Here is a 16,676-nt window from a genome sequence, read left to right on the forward strand (position 1 = left end):
GTCAGCGGCAGGGCTCTATGTATTCCGCCTACATCATCTGCGCCACGCCGCGCACCGGCAGCACGCTGCTGTGCCGCCTGCTGAAATCCACCGGCAGGGCAGGCGATCCCGATTCCTTCATCAGCCGCTTCATTCCCGAATGGGCGGAGGCCTGGGGCGTGCCTCCAGCCGAGAGCCTCTCGCAGGAGGAGTTCGCCCGCGTCTATCTCGACGCGGCGATCAAGGCGGGGAGGGGTGGAACGGACATCTTCGGCCTCAGGCTGATGCGCGAGAATGTCGCCGATCTCGATCGTTTCATCGACCTCGTTCATCCGGGCCTTACCCCAGGCAGCGCCCGTTTCGAGCGCGCTTTCGGGCCGCTGCTCTACATCCACCTGTCGCGGCGCGACAAGGTCGGGCAGGCGATCTCGCTGGTGAAGGCGGAGCAGTCAGGCCTCTGGCACGTCGCGCCGGACGGCAGCGAGATCGAACGTCTCGCGCCGCCGGCCGAGCCGTATTACGACTTCGCCCGGCTGCACCGTGAGGTCCTGGAACTCGAGGGTTTCGATGCCGAGTGGAACACATGGTTCGCGGAGCAGGGGATCGAACCGCATCGCATCGTCTACGAGGATCTGTCGGCCGATCCCGCCGGGGAGCTTGCGCGGCTGTGCGTGGCGCTCGGAATTGAAGCTCCCGATGCCGTCGATGTGAAGCCCGCCGTGGCGAAGCTCGCCGATGCGACGAGCCGGGAGTGGGCGCAGCGGTATCGGCGCGAGGCCGCTTCGGCGGGGTGAGCGCCGGATACAGGTCTGGTGTCACGCGATGATGCGATAGGGCCGCGCGGAGGCGACGACGCCGGGCGGGCGAAGGCTTCGGTTCGGCAGATGCCATCACCTCGTCGCATCACGACGTATCCCACAGCTCCTGCGCCTCGTAGGCGAAATAGTGCAGATCGCGCAAAACGTCGTCGACCGCGTGAAGGCGGCGCGGCGAGCCGGGGCGGTGCAGGCCGTAGGCGCGGCCGGGGCGCAGCGTGGTGAGCCGGTGGATCCGCCCGGCCTTGCGGAAGGCGTCGCGACGCGCGCGCCAGCGGGCGAGGCGCCTGGCCTGTCCCGGAAGGTCTTCGAGCGCGCGGCTGAGCGCTGCGACGCGCCGACGCAGATATCCGGCCTCGAGCGGATCGTTGCGCGACGGCTCCTGCCTGGGCGCGACGGGAAAGGGCGTCGTCCAGCCGGGAATGAAGACGCGCGGCACGCCCGAGGTGCGGAAGCGGACCGGCGGCGCGGTCAGGTCCGGCAAGGGATCGAGGAGCGGGAAGGAGAGCCGGCCGGGTGCCGGCGCGGCGGCGGGCGCGTCGGCCGCGGCGGGCGCGAGCGCCAGGCCGAGGCTGACGGGAATGCGCGCGACCAGCGGCCCGCCCTTGCGCGCGATGGCCGGCAGCACCGGCATCGGCGCGACCAGATCGCGGGCGGCGACGATCACCAGCCGCCGCACGGCGGCCTCGGCCGGCCGCAGCAGGCGGAACACGGCCCGATGGGCCCAGCGCGGCAGGGTCGGACGGGGCAGACAGGTTTGGCCGGGTCCGGCCGACGTGCCGCCGCGCCCGGCCGAGCCATGCTCTGCCGCAAGCGACAGGTCGAGCCCGGCCATAGCGGCGAGCGTGGCGACGATCTCCCGCAAGAGCCTGACATTCCGTTCGATCACCCCGTCCCAATCGATCACCGCCGCCTCCTTCGCGGGAACAGTGTCGCCGCGATGCGCGGGGTGGTGGATGGAAAATTGAATGGCGGATGGCGAATGCCGAGCGGGGCAACGGGTTGGTGGGAGAGCGGGCGGAAATCGATGCACAGGGTGCGCGCATCTCCCCCTTGCGAGGGAGATAGGGAACGCGATCGCCGCGGCTGCGGAACGGCGCGCCCGAGCGCCTAGGGCGTGGATGGCGGTAGTGGGGTGGGAAGCGGAATGACAGGTTTGGAAGGTTAAACCTGGAAAGCCGCCGCTCTCCTAATCCACGAGCTTCGACTGCTACGCGGTCTGGTAGCTTTTCAGATCAATGTTGATGACAACGCGAAGCAGGTCTACCCAAGTGGAGGCATCGGGTACGGGTCTGAATACTGTTGGCGAAACGTTCAGGGGATAAGGCTGCGTATATGCCTAGCAATCGCAGCAACCTTCGCGTTGATTTGCTGAGCTGTCGGATTTAGCTGCCACTTGGAAGGGATGGTAACCAGCTGAGCTCGCTCAAGCGCTGCGAATGCTCGGAGGATCGGCGTGCCCGCTTGTGGCGCGCTGCAGGCGGTTATGACGTAATCGAGGTGGTGGGGATAAAGTGCGTCTATATTTTCCTTGATGATCTGTGCGCTGTCGCCGGCGCTCGCGATCCCGATGCCGTATTTTTTCGTGCCAAACTTGAGATACGTGACCATGAAAATGTCAGCGGGGCTATTGGCTGTGAGGCCGCAGCCTAGAAGATTCGCAGCTTCGTGAATGGCGGAAGTCTTACCCGAGCCCTTCTTACCTTCCACGATGATAAGCTTCTGCACCCTTCTGCCTCATTTTTAACAGGTATGTTAGTGCCGCGCGTACCAAGAGGGGCGCAATCTGTTCTAAAGGAAGAGCGCCCGGTAGCGAATGTCAATATTCGCGGTCGCGGCTATCGCGGCTCAAGGGATGAGCGCATGCTTCTCAGCGTCGAGCGCGGCAAGGGAGGACATTATCACAACGCAATGCACTCGGAGGACCTACTTAATCTGCTGCGCGAGTGGCGGAACGCGGGGGGGGGCAGCAAGGCGTGACTGCACCGCAACCCTTTGCTGTTCCTCTGACACCTGAAAGCTCTGCACAGAGGCTACTACCCGTTCGACGTGGTGGCTGCTACGCCTAGCGCTTTTACTTTATTGACCAATTTATGTATTAGAGCCGCTTGTCAGCCGTCTGCACAATTTGTATCGCTTGAAAATGAAAAATAGACAAGCAGATGAGGGCCTTGAGCTAACGCGATTCATTCTAGTCTGGTCGAGCCTTAGCCCGGTATTCGTGCTATGGGCCGTTCGCGGCGTTGATGCGATCGAGGATAAGTATTGGATACCCATCTGTTTGGGCTTCTTTCTGCTGCCGAACTTGATGCTGTGGTGGATATTACGGCAGGCGCGTAAAGCAGAAAACACGAAGACGATTCATATTTCATCGGCTAAAGATCAGCGTGAACACCTTTTGACATATCTATTTGCAATGCTGATTCCTCTATTCGATGCGAATACAGATGGCATGCGCGATATAATAGCAGTATCCATAGCGTTCATCTTCGTCATGTTTCTCTTCTGGCACATGCGGCTGCATTACATGAATCTGTTCTTCGCAGTGTGGGGGTATCGCATATTCACAGTCGAGGCGAAGATCGGGACCACCGAAATGGACCGCAAACGCAACCGCTTTGTCACATATGCGGTCATCTCACGAAGGCACTTCATTCCAGACGACGACGCTCTAACCGGCTACCGCGTGGGCGGACGGGTCCTATTCGATAAGGCCGAAGATGATTGAAAACGACATTGATATCGGAAACATAGCATCCGTTAACTTCGGCATAGCGCTACGCAGCAATGGCAACCTGTATTTCGTGCCAACGGACGGCGGCTTAAAAGATGCCCTGAAAGAAATGATCGCGACCACGGTTGCTTTGCTCAATGCCGCACAAGGCGATTGGCAGGCATACGATATCTCGGAAGATTATGGACAGCGGCGGCGTATCTACTGCGATCGTGACAACGAGTATATGGCCGTCTTCTCGACCCTATTTGATGCCGGCGCACTCGAAGATCTGACGAACCTGCCGGACCACGTGAATGATATCGATTACTATTTCGCTGAAATCACGGACGTTCAAAGCCGCAGGATGGTTGGCGTAAGAAAGGCCACACAGTTCAAAGGGACGGTGAAGGCCAAGAATCGTCTGGTTCGCATGACGAATGACACGCTGTCTATCATTGAAGACACCGTGTTTAAGCTCGACAATGAATTCGATCTGCTAATCACAGACGCCCACGTCTATATTCTGAACGACTCGAAAATGCAGCAGCTAGCTGATATCATATCCTTGGTTGCCGCAACGGCGAAGGACAAGGTTCAGACTATCGAAGATACGATTACCTTCCTGGATTTATCGCGGATCAAAGAAAAGATCGAAAAACACCCCAGGGTCGCACGATATGCGGCCTCAATTGCGCAAAACCCTCTGATTGCGAATTTTCAACGAGCTAAAGTAGAATCGCTCGCCCAACAGCACGGTATCGTTTTTAAGGAGCTCGAAACAGGAAAGCTTCAGTGCCGGGTCCAAGACGAAGCGAAGCTCATGGAGTTACTGGATGCACGGCGCTACCACCTAGACCTCGCCGATAACGGCGGCGATCCCTATCGAGCGACGGGAAGGCAGAAGGTCTAGCGTCCGCTTCAGAAGCGAACCAACTGTTGGCTTAAAATTGGATCAAACGCGAAACCATCAAGCAGCGTCGCTTGTTTCATCGAAAAGCGGCCGCCTGACATGACAACCTCAATGAACCAGAGCTACGTTAGCTCACGCCGTAGATTGTCTCAACAATTTTGACTACGGACGGCGCGAGATACGCGTTCGAGCATCGGCAGAGGGAACGACCAACCCACTGCCGGTGCCGAAGCTCTTTACGGAATCTGAACGGCGGGTTTTTGACGTCCGTTTCTCATAACCTGATCGTCCGGGGAAAGCCTCCGCTTAAGCCGAAAAGCAGATGCTAAATGAACGGCAGGTTTCGGGTGCTTCGCAGTTCAACTTGGACGACCGAAATGGGGTCGTAAGCAGACACGCTGCCGTTCAGGCGACGGTCCGCCGCCGCTGCCGGGCTGGCCTGGTGGAGGGGGCGATTCCGCGAAAGCGAGTGGGGCAGTCTACACCAGCTCCACCTCCACCACTCCGCTCACCGCGCGCATGGCGGCGGCGATGCGGGGGTCGATGCGGTAGCGGCCGGGGAGTTCGATCTCGATCTCGCCCTGGCCCTCGCCCTTCAGCACCACGAAGGAGACCTGGCTTTCGCCGCGGTACTGGAGCTGGCTGGACAGGGTGGTGAGGGGCGCGGGGTCGCGCAGGAAGATGCGCAGCGCCTTCTGGTGCTTGGCGGCTTCGTTGTCGAGCGACTGGACCGAGTTGACGCGGAGATTGACGCCCTCCGGCCGGTCTTCCGCCGCGACGGTGATGACCACCGACTTTCCCTCTTCCAAAAGGTCGCGGTACTGCGTCAGCGTCTCGGAGAACAGCACCGCCTCGTATTGCCCGCTCATGTCGGAGAGCTGGACGACGCACATCTTGTTGCCGGTCTTGGTCTTGCGCTCCTTGGCCGAGGTGATGGTGCCGGCCAGCCGCCCCGCCGAGGCGCCGCGCTTCACGGCGGCCTGGAAGTCGGACCAGCCCTGCACGCGCATGCGCTCCAGCACGGTGCGGTATTCGTCGAGCGGGTGCGCTGAGAGGTAGAAGCCGACGGCGGCGAATTCGCGCTGCAGGCGCTCTGCCGTCAGCCACGGCTCGGCCGCGGGCAGGTGCAGCTTCTGCTGCCGGGCCGCCGAGCTCGACCCGAACATGTCGGACATGCCCAGCGCTGCGTCCTCCGAGGCGCGGGAGGCGAGCCCCATCATGCGTTCGATGCCCGCCATCATCGCCGCGCGGTCGTGGCCGAAGCAGTCGAAGGCTCCGGCCTGGATCAGGCTCTCGAAGACGCGCTTGCCGACGATCTTCGGGTCGACCCGCTCGCAGAAATCCTCCAGGTCGGAAAACTGCTTCTCCTTGCGCTTCTCGACGATGTGGCGCACGGCCGCGTCGCCGACGCCCTTGATGGCGGCGAGCGAATAGAAGATGCGGTTGCCCTCGACCTCGAAGTCGCGGTCCGATGTCCTGACCGACGGCGGCACCACCTCGATGCCGAGTCGCATCGCATCCTGGCGGAAGTCCGACAGCTTGTCGGTGTTGCCCATGTCGAGCGTCATCGAGGCGGCGAGGAACTCGACCGGATAGTGCGCCTTGAGGAAGGCGGTCTGGTAGGAGACGATCGCGTAGGCGGCGGCGTGCGACTTGTTGAAGCCGTAGTCGGCGAACTTGGCGAGCAGGTCGAAGATGAAGTCGGCCTGCGGCTTGGCGACGCCGCGTTCCACCGCGCCGGTGACGAAGCGCTCGCGCTGCTTGTCCATCTCGGCGCGGATCTTCTTGCCCATGGCGCGGCGCAGAAGGTCGGCTTCGCCGAGCGAATAGCCGGCGAGCTCCTGCGCGATCTGCATCACCTGTTCCTGGTAGACGATGACCCCTTGAGTCTCCTTCACCAGATGGTCGATCTTGGGATGGATCGACGCGATCTCCTCCTCGCCGTGCTTGCGGGCGTTGTAGGTGGGGATGTTCTCCATCGGGCCGGGACGGTAGAGCGCCACCAGCGCGATGATGTCCTCGATGCAGTCCGGCTTCATGCCGATCAGCGCCTTGCGCATGCCGGCCGATTCCACCTGGAAGATGCCGACCGTCTCGCCGCGCGACAGCATCTCGTAGGTCGGCTTGTCGTCCAGCGGCAGGGTCGCGAGATCGACCTCGATGCCGCGCCGGCGGATGAGCTTCACCGCCGTCTCGAGCACGGTGAGCGTCTTCAGGCCGAGGAAGTCGAACTTGACGAGGCCGGCGTCCTCGACCTTCTTCATGTTGAACTGCGTCACCGGCATGTCGGAGCGCGGGTCGCGATACATCGGCACCAGCTCGGAGAGCGGCCGGTCGCCGATGACGATGCCGGCGGCATGGGTCGAGGCGTGGCGGTAGAGGCCTTCGAGCTTCTGGGCGATGTCGAGCAGGGTCTGGACGACCGGCTCCTTCTCGACCTCCTCGGCGAAGCGCGGCTCGGCCTCGATCGCCTCGGCGAGCTTGACCGGATTGGCCGGGTTCTGCGGCACCATCTTGCAGAGCCGGTCGACCTGGCCGTAGGGCATCTGCAGCACGCGGCCGACGTCGCGCAGCACGGCGCGGGCCTGCAGCGTTCCGAAGGTGATGATCTGCCCGACCTGGTCGCGGCCGTATTTCTGCTGGACGTAGCGGATCACCTCCTCGCGGCGGTCCTGGCAGAAGTCGATGTCGAAGTCGGGCATCGAGACGCGGTCGGGGTTGAGGAAGCGCTCGAACAGCAGCGAGAAGCGCAGCGGGTCGACATCGGTGATGGTGAGCGCATAGGCGACCAGCGAGCCGGCGCCCGAACCGCGGCCGGGGCCGACGGGGATGTCGTGCGCCTTGGCCCATTTGATGAAGTCCGACACGATGAGGAAGTAGCCCGGAAACTTCATCTTCTGGATGACGCCGATCTCGTATTCGAGGCGTTCGGCATATTGCTCCCGGGTGTAGCCCGCGGTCAGCCCGCGCGTCGCGATGCGCATGGCAAGGCCCTCGCGGGCCTGGCGGGCGAGCTCCTCGGCCTCGGCGCGCTCGGCGGCCTCGGCGTCGTCCACGTCCGCGCCGGCGAAGCGCGGCAGGATCGGCTTGCGGTTCTTCGGATAGTAGGAGCAGCGCATGGCGATCTCGATCGTGTTGTCGAGCGCCTCGGGCAGGTCGAAGAAGAGTTCGGACATCTCCCTCTGGCTGCGCAGGTGATGATCGGGCGTCAGCCGGCGGCGGTCGTCGACGGCGACGACGGACCCCTCGGCGATCGCCATCAGCGCGTCGTGGGCATCGAAGTCTTCCCGCGCGAGGAAGAAGGCCTCGTTGGTGGCCACCAGCGGCAGCCGCCTGTCATAGGCAAGCGCGATCGTCGCCGCCTCGACGGCGCGGTCGTGGCCCTGGGGGCGCTGCAGCTCGACATAGAGCCGGTCGCCGAAAATGCGCGACAGCATGTCCAGCCGTTCGGCCGCGACTGCCTGGTGGTCGTGCTTCAGCGCGGCGCCGATCGGCCCGGCTTCGCCGCCGGTGAGGCAGATGACGCCCTCGGCGAGTTCCTCCAGCCAGCCGGTGTTCGCCTGCACGCCGAGTTCGGCCGGGTTGTCGAGATAGGCGCGGCTGACCAGCCGCACGAGATTGGCGTAGCCGGTCTCGGTGGCGGCGATGAGGACCAGCGGAAAGACGCTGCGCGGCTTGCGGTGCCCTGTATTCGCCTCAGGGGCCGGGTCCGCGAAGGCCACGTCGAGCTGGCAGCCGATGATCGGCTGGACGCCGTCCTTCGAGGCGTATTGCGCGAATTCGAGTGCGCCGAACAGGTTGTTGGTGTCGGTGACGGCGATGGCCGGCTGCTCGTCCTTGATCGCGTGGGACACGATCTTCTTCAGCGGCAGGGCGCCTTCGAGCAGCGAATAGGACGAGTGGACGCGCAGGTGGACGAAGGGGCGCGCCGCGACCGGCGGGAGGGCCGCGGGCTGGCCACCGGGGCCGGACAGGCCCGCGAGTTCCCGCTTCAGGGGATCCCTGATCCGTCGTTCTTCCGTCATTTCAATCCGCCCGTCGTTGCCGCGTCGACTCGGGGTCTATTGTCCGCATGCAGCCGTCCGCGTCCAGCATAGATCGGGGCTTGCGCACATGTCCGGCAATACCCGGCGTCAACGAAGCCGGGAACCGCCGGGCTTCCGCGCAGTTGTTGGACCAGCGAAATGAACTGGATGGCAGGATCATGACCGGATTGACGAAGCTGATGCTGATTGCCGCTGTCGTTGCACCCATGGGCGGATTTGCCGCCCACGCCAACGATGGCGATTTCCTCACCAGCCTGGAAGGCAGCTGGGCCGGCAAAGGCACGGTGAAGGTGCGCACGAACGCCTCGCCGGTGAACGTCAACTGCACGTTCAAGACCGACGCGACGGATACGTCGCTGTCTCTCGAGGGGAAGTGCCGCGGCCTCGTGATCGTGTCGCGCGCAATCTCGGCCGATCTCACCGCCAACGGCACCAGCTACAAGGGCACCTACACCGGCGCGGGCACCGGTGTAGCCGGCCTGAACGGCCAGAGGTCGGGCGACGCGATCAATCTCGGCATTCGCTGGGCGAAGGAGGTCAATGGCGACCGCAGCGCGCGCATGACCGTCGAGAAGGTCGGAAGCAATGGGTTGCGGCTGACCACGGTCGACGAGGACCCGGAGACCGGCGAACGCGTCGTGACCAGCCAGATCGACCTGGCGCGCCTGTAACGGCACTCAATCATCCACCGCTTCCGGCGGGTGGGCGTTGCGGCCCTTGCCGAAGGTGTAGCCGGTCTCGACCGCGGCGCGGCCGAATTTGCCGCGCAGGATGTCGATCGCGCCTTCCGCCTTGGCGCGCTTGTCGGCCTGACGGTCGACGAGGTCGGGCGGGTCGGCGCGGGCGTCGTCGGTGAGGTCGGACACGCCTATGCCGATGAGACGATAGAGCGTGCCGTCGGTCTCGCGCGACAGGAGCTCGCGGCCGGTGGCGAAGATGCGGTCAGCGAGCCGGGTCGGGTCGGCGAGCTGGCGGTTGCGGGTGCGGAGCTTGAAGTCCTTTGTCTTGAGCTTCAGCACCACGGTGCGGCCGGCAATGCCGGACTTCTTCAGCCGCGACGACACCTTTTCGGACAAGGCGCGCAGGATGGGCACGAGGTCGGCGGCGGAGGACAGGTCCTCGTTGAAGGTGGTCTCGGCCGACACGCTCTTGGCCTCGCGGTCGACATCGACGGCGCGGTCGTCCTCGCCGCGGGCGAGGTGGTAGAGCCGGTCGCCCATCGTGCCGTAGCGGCGCATCAGTTCGGCGCGCTCCATGCGCTGGAGCTGGCCGATGCTGCGCACCCCGTCGCGCTCCAGCACCGCGGCGAAGGCCTTGCCGACCCCCCAGATCATCGTCACCGGCTTGTCGGCGAGGAAGGACAGCGCCTCCGCCTCGCCGATGACGGAAAAGCCGCGCGGCTTGTTGAGGTCCGACGCCACCTTGGCGAGGAACTTGCAGTAGGACAGGCCGACGGAGACGGTGATGCCGATCTCCTTCTCGACCTGCCGGGCGAAGCGCGCCAGCACCAGGGCGGGCGGCATGCCGTGCAGCCGTTCTGTGCCCGCGAGGTCGAGGAAGGCCTCGTCGATCGAGATCGGCTGCACCAGCGGCGTCAGCGCCTGCATCATCTGGCGCACCTCGCGGCCGACGCGGGCATATTTCTCCATGTCGGGCTTGATCACCACAGCGTGCGGACAGGCTTCCAGCGCCTTGAACATCGGCATGGCCGAGCGTACGCCGTTGATGCGGGCGATGTAGCAGGCGGTGGAGACGACGCCGCGCTTGCCGCCGCCGATGATGACGGGCTTGTCGGCCAGCTCCGGATTGTCGCGCTTCTCGACCGCCGCGTAGAAGGCGTCGCAGTCGATATGGGCGAGGCTGAGCGCGTAGAGCTCCGGATGCGCGGCCAGACGCGGGCTGCCGCAGCGCTCGCAGCGCCGCGCGGCCTTCGACTGCCGGGTCAGGCAATCGCGGCAGAAACCATGCGCAGGGTCATTGACAGACAGCATCGCGCCTGAGAACATAGAGTGAACAGACGCGATGATAGAAGAGCCCGGACGAGCCTGCAAGGGGAGCCGGAGGCGTGGCCATGACTGCTGACGATATCTTGCCGCTCACGCCGGAGCGCTGGCCCGATTTCGAGGATCTCTTCGGCAAGCAGGGCGCCTGCTATGGCTGCTGGTGCACCTATTTCCGCCTGCCACCGGCCGCGCGGCGACAGAACGACGGGCAGCGCAACAAGGACCATATCCACGACAGGATCATGGCCGGTCCGCCGCCGGGCCTGCTCGCCTATGCGGAGGGCCGCGCGGTGGGCTGGATGCAGATCGGCCCGCGCGCGGACGTGCCCGAATGGAACAATGCGCGACGCGTCTCGGCGCCGCTCGAGCCGTCCGACATGGCCGATCCGGCCGTGTGGGCGATCTCCTGCTTCTTCCTGCGCGCGTCGGCGCGGGGCAGGGGGCTGAGCCACCGCCTGGTGGAGGCCGGCCTGCGCCATGCCGCAGCGCACGGCGCGCGGGTTGTGGAGGCCTGTCCGATCGACCACTCGAAGGATTCGCGGTCGGTCGGGCTGTTCGTCGGCTCGACGCGGGTGTTCGAGAAGGCGGGCTTCGCCTGCGTGGCCACCCGCAAGGCGGGGCGGCCGCTGATGCGATTCGACCTTTAACGCATCAAAGCCCGAGGACCGAGGCGATCTTGGGCGCGGCCTCGCGCCAGTCGTCGACGACGTGCACGCCGGCGGGCGGCGGCGGGATCAGGGCGCGGAGCGAATTGTCCGCCATCAGGTGAAACAGATGCGCGTCGGGCACCCGCTCCATCGCCGAAGCCAGGTTGCGCGGCTGGTCGTCGACGAAGGCGACGGGGCGCATCGACGGTCCGCGCAGCCGCTCGATGGCGGGTCCCTTCGCCATCTCGGTCGTGAGCAGCGGATAGTGGAAACCGAGCGCCGTGAGGTGCGCGATTCGCGAGGCGCGATGGCGATGCGGCATGGCGGTGAGCAGGATGATCTCGGCGCGGTCGCCGATGAATTCGAGCGCCTCGGCCGCCCCCTCCGTCAGCGTCTGCCAGTCCGACTGGGCGACGAAGAAGGCGTCGATGAGTTCGGCGACCTGCGCCGTGTCGGCCGCGACGCCGGAGGCGAGTTCGACGATGTTGCCGTTGAGGCGGAAGTTGTCGAGGTTCAGCCGGTAGCCGCGGCCTTCCAGATAGCGGGGAAACGGCCGGATGAAGTCGAGCAGCACGTCGTCGACGTCGAGCACGAGCAGCGGCCTGTCGTCGTGCGACAGTTCCTCGATCTGGCGCAGTGTCTCTGGATCGTCGCTCAACTGGACCTCTCATGCATGTCGTCGCCGAAGGGCAGCGCCCGGCAGGCGCGGGCGACCTCGGCCGCGTCGATGCCGGCGGCCTCGGCGAACTGCAGCAGCGTCGGCTCGTGCGTGAGCAGGAACTGCAGCACGCCGGCCAGGAAGCCGGGCTGGGTGGCCGCGGCGCGGATGTCCTTCGCCTCGATGCCGGTGATCGCGAGGAAGCGCGGCAGGAGCACGGCGTCGGCCGCGATGAAGGCGAGCGCGCGGATCGCAAGCGCCTCGGCGGCCTCGCGGTCGTGTCCCGTCTTCGACATCTGCACTGGTTCGGCCTTCCGCATCGTGGCAGACGAATATGGCGAGCCGGCCGCGACTGCAAGCGCCGCCGGCCCGATTACCGTTTCGTCAATCAAATCACCATATAGTGCGCTCCGGAAAGTCGCGTCGCTGGCGGGGCGCGCAGACCGGGGTGCAGGATCACGGCCACGGTCGAGAGGGACGATAGCGCGATGCCCAAGAAGGTGATGATCGTCGAGGACAACGAGCTCAACATGAAGCTCTTCCGAGACCTGATCGAGGCGACAGGCTACGAGACCGTTCGCACGCGCAACGGGCTTGAGGCGCTGGACCTCGCCCGCGCGCACCGTCCGGACCTAATCCTGATGGACATCCAGTTGCCCGAGGTCTCCGGCCTCGAGGTGACGAAATGGCTCAAGCAGGACGACGAGCTGCATTCCATCCCGGTCATCGCGGTGACGGCGTTCGCCATGAAGGGCGATGAGGAGCGCATCCGCCAGGGCGGTTGCGAGGCCTACATCTCCAAGCCGATCTCGGTCCCGAAATTCATCGAGACCATCAAGTCCTATCTCGGGGACGCCTGATGGTGGTCCGTTCTCCTGGAGCTTCCGGCCGATGACCGCACGTATCCTCGTCGTCGACGACGTGCCGGCCAATGTGAAGCTGCTCGAGGCGCGGCTGCTCGCCGAGTATTTCGAGGTCCTGTCCGCCTATAGCGGCGCGGAGGCGATCGAAATCTGCGAGAACGGCAAGGTCGACGTCGTGCTGCTCGACGTGATGATGCCCGAGATTGACGGGTTCGAGGTCTGCCGCCGCCTGAAGTCGGACCGCAGCACCTCGCATATCCCGATCGTCATGGTGACCGCTCTCGACCACCCGTCGGACCGCATCCTCGGGCTCGAAGTCGGCGCCGACGATTTCCTCACCAAGCCAGTCAACGACCTGCAGCTTCTGACGCGGGTGCGCAGTCTCGTGCGCCTGAAAATGCTGAGCGACGAATTGAGGCTGCGCGCCTCCACGACCCGCAACATCGGCATCGAGGAACTGCTGGGCCGGAAGGACCCGATGGGAGACGCACGGGCGCGCATCCTCCTGATCGACCAGCGGGCCTCCTCGCAGCAGCGGATGATCGACATGCTGCGGCCGTTCGCCGATGTCGACGTGGTTCCCGATCCCCAGAAGGCGCTCTTCCAGGCAGCCGAAGGTCGCTACGAGGCCGTGCTGATCACGACGGGTCTCGCGGGGTTCGACCCGCTGCGCCTGTGCTCGCAGCTTCGCTCGATCGACCGCACCCGCTTCCTGCCGATCGTACTCGTCGCCGAGCCCGGCGAGGACAATCTGGTGATGCGCGGCCTCGATCTGGGCGTGAACGACTATGTGACGCGCCCGGTCGACGAGCTCGAACTGACGGCGCGGCTTCGCACCCAGATCCGGCGCAAGCGCTACAACGAGGAACTGCGCTCCAGCGTCGCCCAGACGATCGAGATGGCGGTGACGGACGCTCTTACCGGCCTGCACAACCGGCGCTATCTCGACAGCCACCTGGCGACGCTGTTCGAGCGCGCCGGCTCGCGCGGCAGGCCGCTGTCGCTGCTGATCAGCGACATCGACCGCTTCAAGCCGATCAACGACACGCATGGCCACGCGGCCGGCGACGAGGTGCTGCGCGACTTCGCGCGCCGGCTGCGCAAGAACGTCAGGGGCATCGACCTCGCCTGCCGCTTCGGCGGCGAGGAGTTCGTCGTCGTCATGCCGGATACGGATCAGGAGGTGGCGGAGAACGTGGCCGAGCGTATCCGCCACGAGATCGAAAGCCAGCCCTTCACGATCGGCGGCGGAACGCAGGCGGTGCAGGTGACCGTCAGCATCGGCGTCGCGTCGATGATTCCGGGTAAGGACAGCGTCAAGACGCTGATCGGCCGCGCGGACGCGGCCCTCTACGAGGCCAAGAACACCGGCCGCAACCGCGTGGTCGCCAAGGCGGCCTGATCGCGAGGGCATGTTCCGGCTGTCGCGGGCAAGGCGTTCGCGGGCGGCATTTACCCTGTTTCGGGTGATTCGCTCTCAAACCTTAAGAAAGTATTGATTTTCAAGCGGTCTTGCGCGATTGTAGCCGCGGGTGGGACGGCACAACGACGAGGGACATTCGGCGTCCGTCCAGATACACCCCATGATGCTCAGGTCCGCCGCATCTCCTGGGTTACGTGGGGTTGGCCGGTCGACGCTGGCACATAGTGGCCTCCTCGTACCGCTGTCAGACAGTCGGCCGGCCCCCTTTTATTTTTTCCATTGGATTCAAATGCGCCCGCAAGGCGTTGTCCGCGCAAAAGAAAACGCCGCCCGGAGGCGGCGTCGTTTCTGCAAGCCAGGCGTTGCCGGCTTACTTGATCTTGGTTTCCTTGAACTCGACGTGCTTCTTCGCCACCGGATCGTACTTCCGGAACGAGAGCTTGTCGGTCTTGGTGCGGCTGTTCTTGCTCGTCACGTAGAAGAAGCCGGTGTCGGCGGTCGAGAGGAGCTTGATCTTGATGTTGGCGGCTTTTGCCATGGGTCTTGTCCGTAGATCTCGTGTGGTTCACTTCGCGCGCAAGCGCCAAGCGTCGAGCCCGGCCGCGGAAAACTGAGCGGGACACATACGGATCGGCGACGGAAAGTCAAGAGCGGGCAGGGCCGCGCATGATCCGAACGGCGATCAGCAGCAGGTAGGCGGCGAAGAAGGCGGCGATCGTCCAGCCGAATCCGGGCGGGCCGAAGGCATCGAGGCCGAGGCCGATCATCTGCGGGCCGGCGAGCATGCCGACGCCGTAGCAGAAGACGAAGGCGGCGTTGGCGGAGGCGAGGTCACGCCCGTGCAGCTGCGACCCGAGATGGGCGAGACCGACCGTGTAGAGGGCCGCGACCGCGCCGCCCCATATCAGGAGAAGAGCCGCCATCAGCGTCCAGTTCTGCGCGACGAAGGGCATCAGCACCATGCCCGCCAGCCCCGCCACCGCGCAGGCGACGAGGACGCGGCGGCGGTCGCCGATCCGGTCGCTGAGCATGCCGAGCGGGACCTGGAACAGGACGTTGCCGAGACCGATCATCGACAGAAGCAGCGCGGCGTCGGCTTCCGGGTAGCCGATCTTCGACGCGTAGAGCGGGAAGAGAGCGAAGCCGCCGGTCTCGACCGCGCCGAAGACGAACACCGCCGCGGTCGCGGTCGGCACCAGCCAGATGTAGCGCAGGAAGCGGTTGCCATCGCCGCTGCCGCCGCGCGGGATCCGCGGGCTCTGCCGCCATGCAAGCAGCACAGGCAGCATGCCGGCCATTACGAGGCCGAAGGCGACCGCGAAGGGACGCACCCCCTGGCTGCCGATCTGGGCGAAGATCCATGGGCCGAGCGCGAAGCCCAGCGACAGCATGGTCGCATAGATGCCGAGGACCATGCCGCGCCGGCGCGGCGGGGCCGACACGTTGATCCAGTATTCCGACAGGATGAACACGACCGTCAGCGCGATGTGCAACACCGCGCGCAGCGGGAACCACATCCAGAACTCGGTCGCGTAGTGGAAGCCCATGAACGACAGTGCGCCGACGAACATGCTGACCGCGAGCGTCGGCACGACGCCGAAGCGGGCGCCGAGCGGCGTCGCGATCGGCGCCGCCGCGATGGAGGCGAGGCCCGCCGCGGCCGTGTTGAGCCCGATCATCGTCGCGGAGTGGCCGCGCTGCTCGAGCACGACGCTGAGCAGGGGCACGCCAAGCCCGATCGCGATGCCGACGACGCTGATCGAGCCGATCGCGGCCGCGAGCGACAGCAGCCGAAGCGGCGGGTGTTCCTCCCCATCGGGATTGGACGGCGCATGCATTGTGTTGGTTGGACCGTTGGCGGATCAGATCAGGTCGCGCAGGAACCGCTGGTGCCGCATGTAGTAGAAGGGAACCGGATGGTCCGCGTCGAGGGACGGATCCTCGGCGAGCCTGTTCGCCAGATCGCCCAGGACCGTCCGCGTGATCATCGGTATTTCCTCCGACACGGCATTGCCGATGGGCAGCCAGACGAGTTCCTCGAGCTCCTCCGTCGGGCCGCCGCCGGGCAGCTCCACCGCGACGTCGTCGCGCCACGCGGCGATGAAGCGCGTGTCGAAGCGGCGGACGCGGCCGGGCGGGGTGATGGCGCGGGCGATCATGCGCAGGTTGGAGAGCGTCGGCTGGACGCCGTTCTCGGCGAAGCCGTGCCAGCCCTCGCGCTTCGTCTGGTAGTCGCCGCTGCGGCCGATCAGCAGGCCGGCCTCCTCATAGGTCTCGCGCAGCGCCGAAAGCGCGATCGCACGCGCCCGCGCCGACGAGATCGAGCGCTTGCCCTTGACGACCAGCTTGGCCTCGACGGCGGGATGCAGCGTGTCGGCGACTGCGACGCGGCTGTCGGAAGGATCGGTGCGCCCGCCGGGGAAGACCAGGCGGCCGGGCATGAAGGCGTGCTTGCGCGAGCGGCGGCCCATCAGGACGCGGAACTCGCCACCGCTGCGGTCGATGAGCATCAGCGTGGCCGCGTCGCGCGGCCGCATCGGCTTGCCGCCCAGCGCGAAATCCTTGGCCTCGGCGTTGTCGACCTGCGCCCGCGTCATGCCTTCCATGGTGCCTCCT

General features: G+C 65.2%; 16 protein-coding genes. 7 read left to right on the forward strand and 9 right to left on the reverse strand.

Annotated elements, in window-relative coordinates; translation table 11 throughout:
• The first annotated feature begins 17 nt into the window (after positions 1 to 17).
• A complete protein-coding gene (locus B9Z03_RS15625) occupies positions 18 to 773 on the forward strand; it encodes a Stf0 family sulfotransferase (protein ID WP_085465055.1) in 756 nt (251 codons plus the stop codon).
• A 109-nt stretch (positions 774 to 882) separates the two neighbouring features.
• Here the strand turns inward: B9Z03_RS15625 and B9Z03_RS15630 are convergent, their stop codons facing one another.
• Positions 883 to 1,701 (reverse strand): hypothetical protein, encoded by an 819-nt coding sequence (locus B9Z03_RS15630; protein WP_244561754.1) that lies wholly within the window; start codon positions 1,699 to 1,701, stop codon positions 883 to 885.
• 407 nt (positions 1,702 to 2,108) lie between these two features.
• On the reverse strand, positions 2,109 to 2,522 hold the full coding sequence (locus B9Z03_RS15635) for a P-loop NTPase family protein (protein WP_085465056.1): 414 nt from the start codon (positions 2,520 to 2,522) through the stop codon (positions 2,109 to 2,111).
• 553 nt (positions 2,523 to 3,075) lie between these two features.
• Here B9Z03_RS15635 and B9Z03_RS15645 point away from each other — a divergent pair.
• On the forward strand, positions 3,076 to 3,522 hold the full coding sequence (locus B9Z03_RS15645) for a hypothetical protein (protein ID WP_176247537.1): 447 nt from the start codon (positions 3,076 to 3,078) through the stop codon (positions 3,520 to 3,522).
• Positions 3,515 to 4,420 (forward strand): Kiwa anti-phage protein KwaB-like domain-containing protein, encoded by a 906-nt coding sequence (locus B9Z03_RS15650; RefSeq protein WP_085465059.1) that lies wholly within the window; start codon positions 3,515 to 3,517, stop codon positions 4,418 to 4,420. Before B9Z03_RS15645 ends, B9Z03_RS15650 begins: the two co-directional genes overlap by 8 nt.
• A 479-nt stretch (positions 4,421 to 4,899) precedes the next feature.
• Here the strand turns inward: B9Z03_RS15650 and dnaE are convergent, their stop codons facing one another.
• Positions 4,900 to 8,445, reverse strand: a complete 3,546-nt coding sequence (gene dnaE, locus B9Z03_RS15655; protein WP_085465060.1) for a DNA polymerase III subunit alpha — start codon at positions 8,443 to 8,445, stop codon at positions 4,900 to 4,902.
• A gap of 179 nt (positions 8,446 to 8,624) precedes the next feature.
• On the opposite strand from dnaE, the gene B9Z03_RS15660 reads away from it, so the two are divergent.
• Positions 8,625 to 9,137, forward strand: a complete 513-nt coding sequence (locus B9Z03_RS15660; protein ID WP_085465061.1) for a hypothetical protein — start codon at positions 8,625 to 8,627, stop codon at positions 9,135 to 9,137.
• 6 nt (positions 9,138 to 9,143) lie between these two features.
• On the opposite strand, the gene B9Z03_RS15665 is transcribed toward B9Z03_RS15660, so the two are convergent.
• Positions 9,144 to 10,457 (reverse strand): DNA polymerase IV, encoded by a 1,314-nt coding sequence (locus B9Z03_RS15665; RefSeq protein ID WP_432417002.1) that lies wholly within the window; start codon positions 10,455 to 10,457, stop codon positions 9,144 to 9,146.
• Between the two features lie 80 nt (positions 10,458 to 10,537).
• On the opposite strand from B9Z03_RS15665, the gene B9Z03_RS15670 reads away from it, so the two are divergent.
• On the forward strand, positions 10,538 to 11,116 hold the full coding sequence (locus B9Z03_RS15670; protein WP_085465063.1) for a GNAT family N-acetyltransferase: 579 nt from the start codon (positions 10,538 to 10,540) through the stop codon (positions 11,114 to 11,116).
• A 4-nt stretch (positions 11,117 to 11,120) separates the two neighbouring features.
• On the opposite strand, the gene B9Z03_RS15675 is transcribed toward B9Z03_RS15670, so the two are convergent.
• Both B9Z03_RS15675 and B9Z03_RS15680 read right to left on the reverse strand, forming a co-directional pair.
• Positions 11,121 to 11,774: a hypothetical protein gene (locus tag B9Z03_RS15675; RefSeq protein ID WP_085465064.1), complete on the reverse strand. Its 654-nt coding sequence runs from the start codon at positions 11,772 to 11,774 to the stop codon at positions 11,121 to 11,123.
• Positions 11,771 to 12,070, reverse strand: a complete 300-nt coding sequence (locus B9Z03_RS15680) for a DUF3572 domain-containing protein (protein ID WP_085467688.1) — start codon at positions 12,068 to 12,070, stop codon at positions 11,771 to 11,773. The genes B9Z03_RS15675 and B9Z03_RS15680 overlap by 4 nt, the downstream gene beginning before the upstream one ends.
• Before the next feature lie 192 nt (positions 12,071 to 12,262).
• Between B9Z03_RS15680 and B9Z03_RS15685 the strand changes: the two genes are divergently transcribed.
• A complete protein-coding gene (locus B9Z03_RS15685) occupies positions 12,263 to 12,634 on the forward strand; it encodes a response regulator (RefSeq protein ID WP_085465065.1) in 372 nt (123 codons plus the stop codon).
• 31 nt (positions 12,635 to 12,665) lie between these two features.
• Complete coding sequence (locus B9Z03_RS15690) at positions 12,666 to 14,039, forward strand: PleD family two-component system response regulator (RefSeq protein ID WP_085465066.1); 1,374 nt, start codon at positions 12,666 to 12,668, stop codon at positions 14,037 to 14,039.
• 391 nt (positions 14,040 to 14,430) lie between these two features.
• On the opposite strand, the gene rpmG is transcribed toward B9Z03_RS15690, so the two are convergent.
• From rpmG to B9Z03_RS15705, 3 genes are all read right to left on the reverse strand, one after another.
• A complete protein-coding gene (gene rpmG / locus B9Z03_RS15695) occupies positions 14,431 to 14,598 on the reverse strand; it encodes a 50S ribosomal protein L33 (RefSeq protein ID WP_006201775.1) in 168 nt (55 codons plus the stop codon).
• Positions 14,599 to 14,704: 106 nt separating this feature from the next.
• Positions 14,705 to 15,898, reverse strand: coding sequence for an MFS transporter (locus B9Z03_RS15700; RefSeq protein ID WP_085465067.1), 1,194 nt, complete (start codon positions 15,896 to 15,898; stop codon positions 14,705 to 14,707).
• 24 nt (positions 15,899 to 15,922) lie between these two features.
• Complete coding sequence (locus B9Z03_RS15705; protein ID WP_085465068.1) at positions 15,923 to 16,666, reverse strand: NUDIX hydrolase; 744 nt, start codon at positions 16,664 to 16,666, stop codon at positions 15,923 to 15,925.
• Between the last annotated feature and the right edge of the window lie 10 nt (positions 16,667 to 16,676).

The organism is Mesorhizobium australicum (assembly GCF_900177325.1).
Lineage (GTDB): Bacteria > Pseudomonadota > Alphaproteobacteria > Rhizobiales > Rhizobiaceae > Mesorhizobium_A > Mesorhizobium_A australicum_A.